We start from the raw sequence: 15752 nt of genomic DNA on the forward strand, positions 1-15752 counted from the left end.
TACCGTTGGTGCCTGTTGGCTCTTCCTTCAAACCTAGTCAGCCGGAACGGTGAGGGAAAGCCCCTCCGTTCCGTTTTTGGATGAATTCGATGTTAGAGAAGACTGAAAAGGCTGTCTTCATCGGGCTTTGCGGCGGTCTCTGCCACGACGTTACCCGGCAGCGCCTCGGCCACCACGGGGCTGAGGCAGAGGTAGCGCGGCGCAAAGGAAGCGGCATCGGCACCGGCTTCGGAAAGCAGGCGAACGAACTGTCGCGCGGTCTCCCGCGAGTATAAAAGCACGGCGTCGGGACGGTTGCTTTGCCGAAGATCTTCGATCGCGGCGCGCGGATGGGCGATCGGCTCCATGCGGTAGCACTCGACCGTCCGGTGCTCGATGCCGTTTTGCCTCAGGCCCATTTCCAGCCCTTCGGAGCGCGGCGTTCCTGCGAGATAGAGCAGGGGAAGCGGCGGCAGCGTGTCGATGGTCGCGCCGATCAGTTCCGCCAGGGACTGGCCGGTTCCCTGCGCTATGCGCAGATCGGTGAAACTGAGCCCGGCTGCCGCCTGCGCCGTGGCAGCGCCGACGCAGAAGCACGGGGTCGCCAGATGTTGTGACAGGTCTGCATCGGACGAGACGAGCACCCGGATCGCTTCGGCGCTGGTGAGCACGATCGCCGCATGCGGCACTTCAAGCGCGGTGACGGCGGCGGCAGCAAGATGGGTGGCCTGCATCAAGGGCAGCAGGATCGGCCGGTGTCCGGCGGCCTCCAGCCGGCGTACCGTCGCCTCGGCGGCCGGGAGCGGCCGGGTGACGAGCACGCGCATGGCTTCAGGTCCAGCTTGCAAAGAAGCCGGGGCCGGCCTTGGTGCGGATCTCTTCGCCGGCCTTTTGCCCGAGCGCTTCGGCGTCGGTGGCCTTGCCCTCGATCGTGACCCGGTGATGTGTCTGGCCGTCGGGCGTGAGGATCATGCCGGAGAAGCTCAGATGGCTGCCGTCCGAGGTGGCGAGACCGGCGATCGGTGTGCGGCAGGAGCCGTCGAGCGTCGCAAGGAAGCCACGCTCGCAGGCGACGGCCTCATGGGTGCGGGCATCGTCGATGGCTGCGAGCAGGTCATTGATGCGGCTGTCGCCGATGCGGCTCTCGATGCAGATCGCGCCTTGCGCCGGGGCCGGCGGGAAATCGTCGGGGTCGAGAAGTTCGGTCGGAACGTCGGTCATGCCGAGCCGCTTGAGGCCCGCATAGGCAAGCAGCGTCGCGTCGACCTGGCCCTCGGCAAGCTTCCGCAGCCGCGTCTCCACCTGGCCGCGATAGGTGATGACATTGATATCCGGGCGCAGCCGGCGGATCAGCGCCTGGCGGCGCAGCGACGAGGAGCCGACGGTCACGCCCTGTGGCAGTTCCATCAGTTTTTTTGCCGTCCGGCCGATGAAGGCATCGCGAATGTCCTCACGCGGCAGGAAGGCGGAAAGACAGAGCCCGTCAGGCAGTTTCGTCGGCATGTCCTTGGACGAATGCACGGCGAAATCGAGTTCGCCCGACAGCAATTGCTGCTCGATCTCTTCGGTGAACAGGCCCTTGCCGCCGATCTCGGCGAGCGAGCGGTCGGTGATCCGGTCACCCTTGGTCGAGAGGATGACGACCTCGAACATTTCCGGCGAAAGACCATGCGCCGCTGCGAGGCGATCGCGCGTTTCATGGGCTTGAGCGAGCGCCAGCGGGCTGCCGCGCGTGCCGATCCGGAAAGGTTTTGTTTGCATCAAAGGCTATCCATTGTTACCGGAGTTCCGTGTACCCACCTTTCGGTGCGACCGCAATCTTTGAGTAGTTCCTGATGTCTCCGCCCCTGCGCATCCTCGGCATAGAAACAAGCTGCGACGAAACCGCCGCTTCCGTCATTTTGCGCGATTCCGACGGCAAGGGCCATATCCTCGGCGACGTGGTCTTAAGCCAGCTGGAAGAGCACAGCGCCTATGGCGGCGTGGTTCCGGAGATCGCCGCGCGCGCCCATGTGGAGGCGCTGGACACGCTGATCGAGGAAGCGCTGCTCAGGGCCGGTGTCACGCTTTCCGACATCGACGCCATTGCTGCGACAAGTGGTCCCGGTCTGATCGGCGGCCTGATCGTCGGGCTGATGACCGGCAAGGCGATCGCGCGGGCAACCGGCAAGCCGCTCTATGCCGTCAACCATCTCGAGGGCCATGCGCTGACGGCGCGGCTGACCGATGAGCTTTCCTTCCCCTACCTGATGCTGCTCGTCTCCGGCGGCCACACCCAGCTCATCCTCGTCAAGGGTGTCGGCGACTACGAGCGCTGGGGCACGACGATCGACGATGCACTCGGCGAGGCGTTCGACAAGACGGCCAAGCTGCTCGGCCTTCCCTACCCGGGTGGTCCGGCGGTGGAGAGGGCAGCGCTTGCGGGCGATCCGCAGCGTTTCGATTTTCCGCGCCCGCTCGTCGGCGATGCCAGGCTCGACTTCTCCTTCTCCGGTTTGAAGACGGCAGTGCGCCAGGCGGCGCAATCGCTGGAGCCGGTCACGGAGCAGGACATCGCCGATATCTGCGCCTCTTTCCAGCGGGCGATCTCGCGCACGCTCAAGGATCGCGTCGGTCGCGGCCTGAAGCGCTTCAAGGCGGAACATGGCGGTGTTGCGCGCCCGGCGCTGGTGGTGGCCGGCGGCGTTGCCGCCAACCAGGTGCTGCGGACGACACTGCAGGAACTTTGTGACAAGAACGGCTTCGAGTTCATCGCGCCGCCGCTTTCTCTCTGCACCGACAACGCGGCGATGATCGCCTGGGCCGGTGCCGAACGGCTGGCGGCAGGCATCGCAGCCGACGGCCTTGATGTCGCGCCGCGCTCGCGCTGGCCGCTCGACGCCCAGGCGCAGGCGCTGCTCGGTTCCGGCAAACGCGGCGCCAAGGCGTGACAAGATTTAGAGCATACGGATAGAGCATGAACGACATTTCCAAGAACGGGCCGAAGATCGTCGTGGTCGGCGCTGGCGCCTTTGGCACCGCGCTCGCCGCGGTTGCCGCCTCGGCTGAAGGCAGCGACGTGACGCTGCTGGCCCGTCGTCCGGAGATTGCCGAAGCCTGCCGCGACACCGGCCGCAATGAGGATGCCCTGCCGGGTATCGACCTGCCGGCGGCGTTGAAGCATACGGCCGATATCTCCGTGCTCGCGGACGCCGAAGTCGTGCTCTTCGTCATGCCGTCGCAGGCGCACCGGGATGCGGCACGGCAGTATGGCCCTCAGATCAACGCTGCAGCCACGATCGTCACCTGTGCCAAGGGCATGGAGCAGGCGACCGGCCGCTTGCTGACCGACGTGCTGGCGGAGGAACTGCCCGGCCGCTCGATCGGCGTGCTCTCCGGTCCCGGTTTTGCCGCTGATATCGCCAAAGGCCTGCCGACCGCCATGGTGATCGCAGCGGCCGATGCAGCGACGGCGACGATGCTGGCCGAGGTACTCTCGGGGCCGACCTTCCGGCTTTATCCGTCCGAGGATCGCATCGGCGTGCAGCTCGGCGGCGCGCTGAAGAATGTGCTGGCGATCGCCTGCGGCATCGTCGAGGGCGCGGGCCTTGGCGACAGCGCCCGTGCCGCGCTGATCTCGCGCGGCCTTGCCGAGATGTCGCGCTTCATTGCTGCCGAGGGCGGCGAGGCCGATACGGTGCGTGGTCTTTCCGGGCTTGGCGATCTCGTGTTGACGGCGACCAGCCACCAGTCGCGCAACCTGCGTTTCGGCATCGCGCTCGGTAAGGATGGTCGGGCCAGCGGGCGCAAGGGCGAGCTGGTCGAAGGCGCGTTCGCCGCATCGGTCGCCGCCCGCGTTGCCCATGATCTTGGCGTCGAAATGCCGATCACCGAAGCGGTGGCGGCGATCATCGACGGCAAGCTCGATGTCCGCACCGCGCTCGAACAGTTGATGACCCGCCCGATCACCCAGGAATGAAGGGAGCGGCGGACTTTCGCTCGCACCCGCGCCAACGAAAACTCTAGGAGGAAGCATGCTCTTCGCACTTCATTGCACCGACAAGCCGGGCGCGCTGCAGCTTCGGCTCGACACCCGTCCCGATCACGTCGCCTATCTCAACGATCTCAATGCCAAGGGTATCCTGAAAATGGCCGGCCCCTTCCTCGGCGACGACGGCAAGCCGACCGGCAGCCTGGTGCTCGTCAAGGCCGAGACGATCGATGAAGCCCGTGCGCTTGCCGAAGCCGATCCCTATGCCAAGGCCGGGCTCTTTTCCAATGTCGAGATCAAGGCCTTCAACTGGGTCTTCAACAATCCGGAGGCTTGAGACCAAGATGGCCCATTGGCTCTACAAATCCGAACCCTTCAAGTGGTCCTGGCAGATGCAGAAGGATGCAGGCGCCAAGGGCACCGAATGGACCGGCGTGCGCAACTACCAGGCGCGCAACAACATGCGGGCGATGCAGATCGGCGACAAAGGCTTCTTCTACCACTCGAATGAGGGGTTGGAGATCGTCGGCATCTCCGAAGTCTGCGCGCTATCGCATCCGGATTCGACTGCCGAGGGCGACGCCCGCTGGGACTGCGTCGATATCCGCGCCGTGATGGACATGCCGCGGCCGGTGACGCTGAAGGAGATCAAGGACAATCCGAAGCTCGCCAATATGTCGCTCGTCACCTCCATGCGCCTGTCGGTGCAGCCGGTGACCGAGGACGAGTGGATCGAGGTCTGCCGCATGGGCGGGCTCGACAATCCGCCGCGCTAGTCCTGTTTTCCGCCTGTCCGGGACGCTCGGGCAGGCGCGGAGAGTTTCGTGAAGACCGATCCGGAAAGCTTCATCCTCGAAAACACCGACGTGCTCACGCCGCCGCATGTGCCGGAGATCCGCCTGCACCTGGCGACGGAGGCGCATGAACTCTGGCTGAAGACCGAGGAAGAGTTGCAGGAGATCGGCCTGCCGCCGCCGTTCTGGGCCTTTGCCTGGGCTGGCGGGCAGGGGCTTTCCCGCTACATCCTCGATCATCCCGAGGTCGTGCGCGGCCGCCGTGTCGTCGACTTTGCCTCCGGTTCGGGTCTGGTGGCGATCGCGGCGATGAAGGCGGGCGCAGCATCGGTGCTCGCCGCCGATATCGACCCCTGGGCGGAAACGGCCGTCCGGCTCAATGCCGCACTCAACGACGTCACCCTTTCCTATACAGGCGACGATATCACCGGCCGCGACCTTGAAGCCGAGGTCTATCTCGCCGGCGACGTCTTTTACGACAAGGCTTTTGCCGACCGGTTGAAGCCGTGGTTTTCGGGGCTTGCCGCAAGTGGCGCCTCCGTGATCGTCGGCGATCCCGGACGTTCCTACTGCCCGCGCGAAATGATGACGTCCCTTGCCACCTACGAGGTTCCCGTCACCCGGGCGCTGGAGGACAGCGAGGTCAAGCGCACCACCGTCTGGCGCTTCGGCACAGGCGTACATGATAATCGTGCCCGCATCTCCGACGATACACCCGATCTTCGAAGCCGCTGACCTGACAGCCTGACAAGGCCCGTCGCCGCGATTACCGGCGGATGACGCAGACGCCGTGTTCGTAGGTGCAGGAGCTGTTCATCGTCTGTGGCGTGACGTCGATGATCTTGCCGCGTCTCGCCTCGGGCTGAGGCGCAAAGTCTGCCTCATCCGCATAGCCGTAGTCGCCTTCCTGGCTGAAATAGATGCCGTTGCCGACATCGACATAGGCGGAAATCCCGCCGACATAAGTGCCGATACCGGGAATGACATCCGGATATTCATCGCCGCCGTAATAGTTCGGGCGATAGTCACGGCCCTGGTTGTTCGATGTCCAGATCTCCCGCCCGGCCTGATCGCGCATCCATCCGCCGCCGTTGCCCCAACGCTCGGGATAGGCCCGATATTGCGGCAAGGGGACATGGCGGGTGCGGGTCGAGACTTGCGGCGGCACGTCATAGATGCCTGGGCGACCGTCGTGCCTGCGGGCGTCGGATGTCCAGTAGTCGCGACCGGCTCCGTCGCGCACCCATCCGCCACGCTGCTCCGACCGTCCGGCATAAGCGCCGGGGTAGGGGCGGTAGCGCGGCAGGCGAACGTGCCGGGTGCGCGTGTTCACTTCCGGCGGGCCACCGTTGGACGCCCAGTCTCGGCGCGGTCCGCGATGGCGGTCCCAGTCGTTGCGATAACCCATGCGATCGAAATCGTGACGAGGATAGAAACGATCGGCATTCATCCTGACATGGCGTGTTCGCGTCTGCGCCTCCGGCAGTCCGCCCCGGTCTCGAGCTTCCATCGGAATGTAGCTGGTGGCGATGACCAGGCCGGCAAGCGCTAGCACTTTGGTCGCATGGATTGCCCTGAACAGAATCATTCTGCCCGCCCTCCGGGTGACGCTTAACAAATCGTTAAGGGCACTCTGGGCCACATCGGCGGGAAAGTCACGGAATTGCTTGGCTTTTTGTCGCTATCGTTAACGCCGGCCCATGTCTCCGGCTGGCAGGAAAATGGCGCAATTCGTCTAATCGATTAAATTGATTTTGCACCGCAAACACACTTGTCGTTAAGCTTTATGGTGATTAAAGGTCCGAATGACTGAATTGCGCACAATCAGGTGCGATACCGGACTAAAATCGTCCAGTTTTTTGGGCGGAAATCCGGGCATTCCGTGAGGTTCCGATGACGAATGTCACAAGAAGCCGGCCACTCTCGCCGCATCTTCAAATCTATAAACCTATCCCGACAATGGTTATGTCCATTGTGCACCGCATCACTGGTGGCGCGCTCTACTTCGGGACTATCCTCGTTGCCTGGTGGCTGATCGCCGCCGCGTCGGGCGCTGCCTATTACGACTGGGTCAGCTGGCTGTTCGGTACGCTGATCGGCAAGCTTGTGCTGTTCGGCTATACCTGGGCATTGGTGCACCACATGCTCGGTGGCTTGCGCCACTTCGCCTGGGATCTCGGCTACGGCTACGAGAAGCACTTCGCCACCAAGATGGCCAAGGCAACGATCATCGGTTCGGTGGCGCTGACGCTGCTGATCTGGGTGGTCGGCTATCTCGTTCGCTGACTGAGGGGAGAATTCTTATGGATATGCGCACTCCTCTCGGCAAGGTTCGCGGTCTTGGCTCGGCCAAGGAAGGCACGGATCATTTCTGGCGCCAGCGCCTGACGGCCGTCGCCAACGTTCCGCTGTTGATCTTCTTCGTCATCTTCCTCGTTCGCTACGCAGGCGCCCCTTACGCGGATGTCCTTGCCGCGCTGGCGAACCCCTTCGTCGCCGTCGTCATGGCGCTCGTCGTGCTCTCGGGTCTCGTTCACATGCGGCTCGGCATGCAGGTGATCATCGAAGACTACGTGCATGGCGAAGGCATGAAGATCGTGCTTCTCATGCTCAATACATTTTTCACGATCGCGGTTGGCGGGCTCTGTCTCTTCGCCATCCTGAAGATCGCTTTTGCAGGGTAATTTCGCCATGGCATCGAACAGTTCACCCGCTGCAAACGGCAAGGCCTATCAATATGTCGACCACGCCTTCGACGTGGTCGTCGTCGGCGCCGGCGGCGCGGGCTTGCGCGCGACCCTCGGCATGGCCGAGCAGGGTCTGAAGACCGCCTGCATCACCAAGGTCTTCCCGACCCGCTCGCACACGGTTGCCGCCCAGGGTGGTATTGCCGCCTCGCTGCAGAACATGACGCCGGACAGCTGGCAGTGGCACCTCTACGACACCGTCAAGGGCTCCGACTGGCTCGGCGACGTCGACGCCATGCAGTATCTCGCCATGGAAGCGCCGAAGGCGGTCTATGAGCTCGAGCACTATGGCGTGCCGTTCTCGCGTAACGCCGAAGGCAAGATCTACCAGCGGCCGTTCGGCGGCCACATGCAGAACTACGGCGAAGGTCCGCCGGTCCAGCGCACCTGTGCTGCTGCCGACCGTACCGGCCACGCCATCCTGCACACGCTCTATGGTCAGTCTCTGCGCAACAACGCCGAGTTCTTCATCGAGTATTTCGCGCTCGACCTGATCATGTCGGATGACGGCCGCTGCACCGGCGTCGTCGCCTGGAACCTCGACGACGGTACGATCCATCGCTTCTCCGCCAAGATGGTGGTGCTTGCGACCGGCGGCTACGGCCGCGCCTACTTCTCGGCGACCTCGGCGCACACCTGCACCGGTGACGGCGGCGGCATGATCGCACGCGCCGGCCTGCCGCTGCAGGACATGGAGTTCGTCCAGTTCCACCCGACCGGCATCTACGGTGCGGGCTGCCTGATCACCGAAGGCGCACGCGGCGAAGGCGGCTATCTCGTCAACTCCGAAGGCGAGCGCTTCATGGAGCGCTACGCGCCGTCCGCCAAGGACCTTGCCTCGCGCGACGTCGTCTCGCGCTGCATGACGATGGAAATCCGCGAAGGCCGCGGCGTCGGCAAGAACAAGGACCACATCTTCCTGCACCTCGATCACCTCGATCCGGCCGTTCTGCACGAGCGCCTGCCGGGCATCTCGGAATCGGCGAAGATCTTCGCCGGTGTCGACGTGACCCGCGAGCCGATCCCGGTTCTGCCGACCGTGCACTACAACATGGGCGGCGTGCCGACCAACTACTGGGGCGAAGTGCTCAACGCCGACGCCCAGAACCCGGAGCGCATCGCGCCCGGCCTGATGGCCGTCGGCGAAGCCGGCTGCGCCTCGGTGCACGGCGCCAATCGCCTCGGCTCCAACTCGCTGATCGACCTTGTGGTCTTCGGCCGTGCCGCCGCCATCCGCGCCGGCCAGGTCATCGACCGCAACGAGCCGGTGCCGGAACTCAACAAGGCCGCCTGCGACCGGATCATGGACCGCTTCGACCGCCTGCGTAACGCCAACGGCTCGACGCCGACGGCAGTGCTGCGCGAAAAGATGCAGCGCGCCATGCAGGAAGACGCGGCCGTGTTCCGTACCCAGGAATCGCTGGAATCGGGCTGCAAGCGCATTTCGGCGATCTGGAAAGAGATGCCCGACATCAAGGTCACCGACCGCTCGATGATCTGGAACTCGGACCTCGTCGAGACGCTGGAACTCGAAAACCTCATGGCCAACGCCATCACGACGATCTACGGCGCCGAAGCGCGCAAGGAGAGCCGTGGTTCGCACGCCCGCGAGGACTACACCGAGGGTCCGCTCGGCGGCCGCGACGACGTCAACTGGCGCAAGCACACGCTCGCCTGGGTCAACGAGGCCGGCGACGTCAAGCTCGACTACCGCCCCGTCCATACCGACCTGATCGCCGACGGCATCGATCCCAAGAAGATCGAGCCGAAGGCCCGCGTCTATTGATCTTGAGGAACAAGCCACATGGTTGAACTCGCTCTCCCCAAGAACTCGCAGATGACGGAAGGCAAGGTCTGGCCGAAGCCTGCCGGCGCGACCAACGTTCGCGAATATCGCATCTATCGCTGGAACCCGGATGACGGCGCCAATCCGCGCATCGATACCTTCTATATCGATGTTGACGATTGCGGCCCGATGGTGCTCGACGGTCTGCTCTACATCAAGAACAAGATCGACCCGACGCTGACCTTGCGCCGCTCCTGCCGCGAAGGCATCTGCGGCTCCTGCGCCATGAACATCGACGGCACCAACACGCTCGCCTGCACCAAGGGCATGGACGAGGTGAAGGGCGCAGTGAAGGTCTATCCGCTGCCGCACATGCCGGTTGTGAAGGACCTGGTTCCCGACCTCACCAACTTCTACGCCCAGCACCGCTCGATCGAGCCCTGGCTGAAGACGGTATCGCCGACGCCGGCCAAGGAATGGAAGCAGAGCCACGAGGACCGCCTCAAGCTCGACGGCCTCTACGAGTGCATTCTGTGCGCCTGCTGCTCGACTTCCTGTCCGAGCTATTGGTGGAACGGCGACCGTTACCTCGGTCCGGCGGTTCTGCTGCAGGCCTATCGCTGGCTGATCGATAGCCGCGACGAAGCGACCGGTGAGCGCCTCGACAACCTCGAGGATCCCTTCCGCCTCTATCGTTGCCACACGATCATGAACTGCGCCCAGGCCTGTCCGAAGGGCCTGAACCCGGCCAAGGCGATCGGCGAGATCAAGAAGATGCTGGTCGAGCGTCGCGTCTGATCGGTCGGACCGGAGATGAAGTTTTGGAAACGGCGGGCCATGGCTCGCCGTTTTCTGTTTTGCCCCTCTCCAGGGCGGCGGACAATTCGTGATTGTGCCGGCGCGGGAGAGGTGGGTTGCCGGTCGGAGGTGAGGATACCTGACGAGGCCGTGGCCGCGCGATCCGGCCGTTCGGACGTTTCAATCCTGCAACAGGTCGCCAGGAATCGTCGTCCCTTGATTTGTCAGGTGGATTTGCTGTATTTCGGCCTATATTATCGCGTTGCATCATGGTTCGCGGACACGAACAGGAGTAGGGATATGCGGGTAATTCATGCGGCGGCGGGGCTGGCGGTTGTGCTTGCGCTGACCGGATGCCAACGGACGTCGATGGGCGGTTTCAGCTCCCAGGACGCCTCGCCCGCTCCCATCCAGGCAGCACCGGTTCCGTCGGTTTCGTCGAACCAGCTTCCGGCGCCGACCGGAAACACCTCACAATTCCCGGCTGCACCGACGAGCGGCACGGCGATGCCCGGTACGGTTCAGCAGCCCGGCACGCAGGTCGCTGCGGCGGCGGGCGGCGGACTTGACGTCACCAAGGAATCGATGGTCGGCAACTGGCGTGTTTCGAGCGCCGGCAGCTCCTGCGACATGTTCCTGACGCTCACCAATCTCGGTTCCGGTTCGCGCGGCGGCACTCGCGGCTGCGCCGGCGAGCTGACGACCATGGGCTCCTGGGAAGTGGCCGGCAAGCAGGTGGTCCTCAAGGATCGCAACGGCAATGCCATCGCTCGCCTCTACAAGACGGCCGACGCCCGTTTCGACGGCTCGACCAATGGCGGCCAGCCGGTCAGCCTCAGCCGCTGAGGCCTCTCCAGCCCGGTCTCGTGCCGGGCTTTTGTTTTCCGTCCCATCTCGGGTGAGACGTGCTCAATCCTGACGACAGCATTTACCGCAAGCTCGAAGCGCTCGTCGCGAGCGGCGAGCGCAAGCGTGACCCCGCGCAGTTTACGATCGCCCGGCGGTTCGATCACCTCTCCGCCGAGCTGCTCGCCAGCCGTCCGTCGCGCAAGACCAATGCGCTCGGCTGGCTGTTTGCCTCGCGCAAGAAGGACCATCCGCCGGTCAAGGGTCTCTACATCCACGGGGGTGTCGGGCGCGGCAAGACCATGCTGATGGACATGTTCTTCGACGCGGTGCCGATCCAGCGCAAGCGCCGGGCGCATTTCCACGAGTTCATGGCCGATGTGCACGAGCGCATCTACAAGCACCGGCAAAAGCTGAAGAACGGCGAGACCAAGCAGGCCGACCCGATCCCGCCGGTCGCCTCGGAACTCTTCGGTGAAGCGCGGCTGCTCTGCTTCGACGAGTTCACCGTAACCGATATCGCCGATGCGATGATCCTCGGCCGCCTGTTCGGCGAACTCTTCGCCAAGGGCTGCGTGCTGGTCGCGACCTCGAACGTCGCGCCCGACGATCTCTATCGCGACGGCCTCAACCGCGGCTTGTTCCTGCCCTTCATCGATCTCCTGAAGGCGAATGCCGAGGTCATCTCGCTGGACACGGACACCGACTACCGGCTGACGAAGACCGATGGCAGCCCGGTGTGGCTCTCGCCGCTCGGGCCCGAGGCCGATGCGGCGATGGCGAAGGCCTGGGCCCATGAGACCGCCAATGCACCGGCCGCTCCGGCGGAGGTGCCGCGCAAGGGGCGCAAGATCCCCGTGCCGGCCGCGTCCGGAAAGAGTGCGCGCTTCAATTTCGCCGACCTCTGCCAGCAACCGCTTGGGGCTGCGGACTATCTGGCGATCCTCGAGCGCTATTCGACGATCTTCGTCGACCATGTGCCGCATCTCGGTCCGCACATGCGCAACGAGACCAAGCGGTTCATCCTCTTGGTCGACACGCTCTACGACAACGGTGCCCGGCTCTTTGCCTCGGCCGCGGCGCAACCGCAGGATCTGCTGACCCAGAAGAAGGGCACGGAAGGCTTCGAATTCGACCGTACGGTTTCGCGGCTGATCGAGATGCAAAGCGAGGAATATGCCGCCGCGCACCCCGCCAATATTGCTGTTTCGTGACGTGATCGTGGCGAAAACTCTTACGTTTACGTAAGAATTTTATGATCTAACCGATTGAAATTACTTCGCCAAAAAGTATCGATTGATATTTTAACGTTTGCCGTTTAATGGCTTGCGGCGAAGGTTTGGCGTTTGCCGCGTTCCAGGCCTCGATCAGATTTGGGATCACAAAGGAAGCACTTTCATGGCGCGCAACAAGATCGCACTTATCGGTTCAGGGATGATTGGTGGTACGCTGGCACATCTCGCCGGCCTGAAGGAACTGGGCGACATCGTCCTCTTCGACATCGCCGACGGCATTCCGCAGGGCAAGGGTCTCGACATCGGTCAGTCCTCCCCGGTCGAAGGCTTCGACGTGAACCTGACCGGTGCCAGCGACTACTCCGCCATCGAAGGCGCCGACGTTTGCATCGTCACCGCCGGCGTTGCCCGCAAGCCGGGCATGAGCCGCGACGACCTGCTCGGCATCAACCTCAAGGTCATGGAGCAGGTCGGCGCCGGCATCAAGAAGTATGCCCCGAACGCCTTCGTCATCTGCATCACCAACCCGCTCGACGCCATGGTGTGGGCGCTGCAGAAGTTCTCGGGCCTGCCGAAGAACAAGGTCGTCGGCATGGCCGGCGTTCTCGACAGCTCGCGCTTCCGCCTGTTCCTGTCCCAGGAATTCAACGTTTCGGTCCAGGACGTCACCGCCTTCGTTCTTGGCGGCCACGGCGACACCATGGTACCGCTCGCCCGTTACTCGACGGTTGCCGGCATTCCGCTGACCGACCTCGTGCAGATGGGTTGGGTCACCAAGGAGCGCCTGGAAGAAATCATCCAGCGCACCCGTGACGGCGGCGCCGAAATCGTCGGTCTGCTCAAGACCGGTTCGGCCTACTACGCACCGGCCGCTTCGGCGATCGAAATGGCCGAGGCCTACCTGAAGGACAAGAAGCGCGTTCTGCCTTGCGCTGCGCACCTGACCGGCCAGTACGGCGTCAAGGACATGTATGTCGGCGTTCCGACCGTCATCGGTGCCGGCGGCGTCGAGCGCATCATCGAAATCGATCTCAACAAGGCCGAGAAGGAAGCGTTCGACAAGTCCGTCGCTTCGGTCGCCGGTCTTTGCGAAGCCTGCATCGGCATTGCGCCGAGCCTGAAGCAGTAATCGCGTCCCGCTGAGCGGACGCTCCGTCGCCGCTCGGCCTCTTTGTTTTTGCCGCATTGGTGCGGGTAGGTGCCCCCACCTGCCCGCACAATGCTCCAGACAGGAAAAACACCATGAACATTCATGAATACCAGGCCAAGGCTCTCCTGAAGAGCTACGGCGCACCGGTCGCGGAAGGTGTCGCGATCTTCTCGGCTGACGAAGCTGAAGCCGCTGCAAAGTCGCTCCCGGGCCCGCTCTACGTGGTCAAGAGCCAGATCCATGCCGGCGGCCGCGGTAAGGGCAAGTTCAAGGAACTGTCCGCCGACGCCAAGGGCGGCGTTCGTCTTGCCTTCTCGATCGACGAAGCCAAGGCTCATGCCAAGGAAATGCTCGGCAACACGCTCGTCACCGCCCAGACCGGCCCGGCCGGCAAGCAGGTGAACCGCCTCTACATCGAGGACGGCGCCGACATCGAACGCGAACTCTATCTGTCGCTGCTCGTCGACCGCTCGGTCGGCCAGGTTGCCTTCGTCGTTTCGACGGAAGGCGGCATGGACATCGAGGCTGTTGCGCACGACACGCCGGAAAAGATCGTCAACGTCGCGATCAACCCGGAAGCCGGCGTCACTGCCGCTGATCTTTCCAAGCTCACGGCGGCCCTGAAGCTCGAAGGCGAAGCCAAGGCTGACGCCGAAAAGCTCTTCCCGATCCTTTACAGGGCCTTTGTCGAGAAGGACATGAGCCTGCTCGAGATCAACCCGCTGATCGTCATGAAGAATGGCCGCATGCGCGTTCTCGACGCCAAGGTTTCGTTCGACGGCAACGCGCTGTTCCGCCACGACGACATCAAGGCGCTGCGCGACGAAACCGAAGAAGACGCCAAGGAAATCGAGGCCTCGAAGTGGGATCTCGCCTATGTCGCGCTCGACGGCAACATCGGCTGCATGGTCAACGGCGCCGGCCTCGCCATGGCGACGATGGACATCATCAAGCTCTACGGCAAGGAGCCGGCGAACTTCTGCGACGTCGGCGGCGGCGCCGGCAAGGAGAAGGTTGCGGCTGCCTTCAAGATCATCACGGCCGACCCGAAGGTCGAGGGCATCCTCGTCAACATCTTCGGCGGCATCATGAAGTGCGATGTCATCGCTGAAGGCGTCGTTGCGGCCGTGCAGGAAGTCGGCCTCAAGGTTCCGCTGGTTGTTCGTCTCGAAGGCACGAATGTCGAGCTTGGCAAGAAGATCCTGAACGAATCCGGCCTGGCGATCACCGCCGCCGACGATCTGGACGATGCTGCCAAGAAGATCGTCGCCGCGATCAACGGCTAACTGAAGGACCACCTCATGTCGATTCTCGTTAACAAGAACACCAAGGTCCTCGTTCAGGGCCTGACCGGCAAGACCGGCACCTTCCATACCGAACAGGCGCTTGCCTATTACGGCACGCAGATGGTCGGCGGTATCCACCCGAAGAAGGGCGGCGAAACCTGGACCGGTTCCAAGGGCGAAACCCTGCCGATCTTCGCCTCGGTTGCCGAAGGCCGTGAGAAGACCGGTGCGGACGCATCCGTGATCTACGTTCCGCCGGCAGGCGCCGCGGACGCGATCATCGAGGCGATCGACGCGGAAATCCCGTTCATCACTTGCATCACCGAAGGCATCCCGGTCGCCGACATGGTGCGCGTCAAGGCTCGCCTCGACCGCTCCAAGTCGCGCCTGCTCGGCCCGAACTGCCCCGGTATCCTGACGCCGGAAGAATGCAAGATCGGCATCATGCCGGGCTCGATCTTCCGCAAGGGTTCGGTCGGTATCGTCTCGCGCTCCGGCACACTGACCTATGAAGCCGTGTTCCAGACCTCCAACGAGGGCCTCGGCCAGACGACGGCTGTCGGCATCGGCGGCGACCCGGTCAAGGGCACCGAGTTCATCGACGTGCTCGAGATGTTCCTGGCCGACGAAGCCACGACCTCGATCATCATGATCGGCGAAATCGGCGGCTCGGCCGAAGAGGATGCTGCACAGTTCCTCATCGACGAAGCCAAGAAGGGCCGCAAGAAGCCGATGGCCGGCTTCATCGCGGGCCGTACCGCGCCGAAGGGCCGCACCATGGGTCACGCCGGCGCTGTCGTTTCCGGCGGCAAGGGCGATGCGGAATCCAAGATTGCAGCGATGGAGCAGGCAGGCATCCGCGTGTCGCCTTCGCCGGCTCGTCTCGGCAAGACGCTCGTCGAAGTCCTCAAGGGCTGATCGCAAGACTTCTGACCGGGGCGGAGCGATCCGGCCCGGTCAATCTGCAGCCCGCGTGTTTCCTTGGCTGATTGAAGATCAGGATACGCGGCAATGAAGTGCCACGGTGACCCGGCGCGTCCTCGAGGATGCGCGGCATCGTAGGAAAAAGGCCCGGCGCCCGGACGCGCCGAACGAACATGAACGACCGGGATACCCGGCAACCCAACTTCAGTCAGGAGGCGGACAGATCAGTCCGCGTGA

General features: G+C 63.6%; 17 protein-coding genes. 14 read left to right on the forward strand and 3 right to left on the reverse strand.

Annotated features, from left to right (window positions below; all coding sequences use genetic code 11):
- Positions 1-92 precede the first annotated feature (92 nt).
- Both M2267_RS22100 and hemC read right to left on the reverse strand, forming a co-directional pair.
- A complete protein-coding gene (locus M2267_RS22100; protein ID WP_429117140.1) occupies positions 93-806 on the reverse strand; it encodes a uroporphyrinogen-III synthase in 714 nt (237 codons plus the stop codon).
- Positions 807-810: 4 nt separating this feature from the next.
- A complete protein-coding gene (hemC, locus tag M2267_RS22105; protein ID WP_429117142.1) occupies positions 811-1740 on the reverse strand; it encodes a hydroxymethylbilane synthase in 930 nt (309 codons plus the stop codon).
- A gap of 74 nt (positions 1741-1814) precedes the next feature.
- Here hemC and tsaD point away from each other — a divergent pair, with 74 nt between their 5' ends.
- The 5 genes from tsaD to M2267_RS22130 are packed head-to-tail and all read left to right on the forward strand — an operon-like array spanning position 1815 to position 5478.
- Positions 1815-2909: a tRNA (adenosine(37)-N6)-threonylcarbamoyltransferase complex transferase subunit TsaD gene (gene tsaD, locus M2267_RS22110; protein ID WP_429117144.1), complete on the forward strand. Its 1095-nt coding sequence runs from the start codon at positions 1815-1817 to the stop codon at positions 2907-2909.
- Between the two features lie 26 nt (positions 2910-2935).
- Positions 2936-3937 (forward strand): NAD(P)H-dependent glycerol-3-phosphate dehydrogenase, encoded by a 1002-nt coding sequence (locus tag M2267_RS22115; RefSeq protein ID WP_429117146.1) that lies wholly within the window; start codon positions 2936-2938, stop codon positions 3935-3937.
- A 55-nt stretch (positions 3938-3992) separates the two neighbouring features.
- Entirely contained in the window at positions 3993-4286 is a 294-nt protein-coding gene (locus tag M2267_RS22120) for a YciI-like protein (RefSeq protein WP_429117149.1), read from the forward strand.
- Between the two features lie 7 nt (positions 4287-4293).
- Positions 4294-4725 (forward strand): EVE domain-containing protein, encoded by a 432-nt coding sequence (locus tag M2267_RS22125; RefSeq protein WP_043613977.1) that lies wholly within the window; start codon positions 4294-4296, stop codon positions 4723-4725.
- Positions 4726-4773: 48 nt separating this feature from the next.
- Positions 4774-5478 (forward strand): class I SAM-dependent methyltransferase, encoded by a 705-nt coding sequence (locus tag M2267_RS22130; protein WP_429117151.1) that lies wholly within the window; start codon positions 4774-4776, stop codon positions 5476-5478.
- 31 nt (positions 5479-5509) lie between these two features.
- On the opposite strand, the gene M2267_RS22135 is transcribed toward M2267_RS22130, so the two are convergent.
- Positions 5510-6331, reverse strand: coding sequence for a hypothetical protein (locus M2267_RS22135; protein ID WP_052201673.1), 822 nt, complete (start codon positions 6329-6331; stop codon positions 5510-5512).
- Between the two features lie 305 nt (positions 6332-6636).
- Here M2267_RS22135 and sdhC point away from each other — a divergent pair, with 305 nt between their 5' ends.
- The 9 genes from sdhC (at position 6637) to sucD (ending at position 15509) form a co-directional block, all read left to right on the forward strand.
- Positions 6637-7029, forward strand: a complete 393-nt coding sequence (gene sdhC, locus M2267_RS22140) for a succinate dehydrogenase, cytochrome b556 subunit (RefSeq protein ID WP_034802580.1) — start codon at positions 6637-6639, stop codon at positions 7027-7029.
- A gap of 17 nt (positions 7030-7046) precedes the next feature.
- Positions 7047-7427 carry a succinate dehydrogenase, hydrophobic membrane anchor protein gene (gene sdhD, locus M2267_RS22145; protein WP_043613972.1) on the forward strand — a complete coding sequence of 127 codons (381 nt, stop codon included), beginning with the start codon at positions 7047-7049 and terminating at the stop codon, positions 7425-7427.
- Positions 7428-7434: 7 nt separating this feature from the next.
- Entirely contained in the window at positions 7435-9276 is a 1842-nt protein-coding gene (gene sdhA, locus M2267_RS22150) for a succinate dehydrogenase flavoprotein subunit (protein ID WP_043613970.1), read from the forward strand.
- An 18-nt stretch (positions 9277-9294) separates the two neighbouring features.
- Positions 9295-10074, forward strand: a complete 780-nt coding sequence (locus M2267_RS22155; protein ID WP_034802573.1) for a succinate dehydrogenase iron-sulfur subunit — start codon at positions 9295-9297, stop codon at positions 10072-10074.
- A gap of 300 nt (positions 10075-10374) precedes the next feature.
- A complete protein-coding gene (locus tag M2267_RS22160; protein ID WP_043613967.1) occupies positions 10375-10920 on the forward strand; it encodes a protease inhibitor Inh/omp19 family protein in 546 nt (181 codons plus the stop codon).
- Positions 10921-10979: 59 nt separating this feature from the next.
- Complete coding sequence (gene zapE / locus M2267_RS22165; RefSeq protein WP_043613964.1) at positions 10980-12134, forward strand: cell division protein ZapE; 1155 nt, start codon at positions 10980-10982, stop codon at positions 12132-12134.
- 184 nt (positions 12135-12318) lie between these two features.
- A complete protein-coding gene (mdh, locus tag M2267_RS22170) occupies positions 12319-13284 on the forward strand; it encodes a malate dehydrogenase (RefSeq protein WP_034802565.1) in 966 nt (321 codons plus the stop codon).
- A gap of 113 nt (positions 13285-13397) precedes the next feature.
- The gene (gene sucC / locus M2267_RS22175) at positions 13398-14591 is read left to right on the forward strand and encodes an ADP-forming succinate--CoA ligase subunit beta (RefSeq protein WP_043613962.1); all 1194 of its coding nucleotides are present in this window, start codon (positions 13398-13400) and stop codon (positions 14589-14591) included.
- Between the two features lie 15 nt (positions 14592-14606).
- Positions 14607-15509, forward strand: coding sequence for a succinate--CoA ligase subunit alpha (sucD, locus tag M2267_RS22180; RefSeq protein WP_058321727.1), 903 nt, complete (start codon positions 14607-14609; stop codon positions 15507-15509).
- Positions 15510-15752: the final 243 nt, after the last annotated feature.

This window comes from Ensifer sp. KUDG1 (assembly GCF_050434285.1).
Classification (GTDB): domain Bacteria; phylum Pseudomonadota; class Alphaproteobacteria; order Rhizobiales; family Rhizobiaceae; genus Ensifer.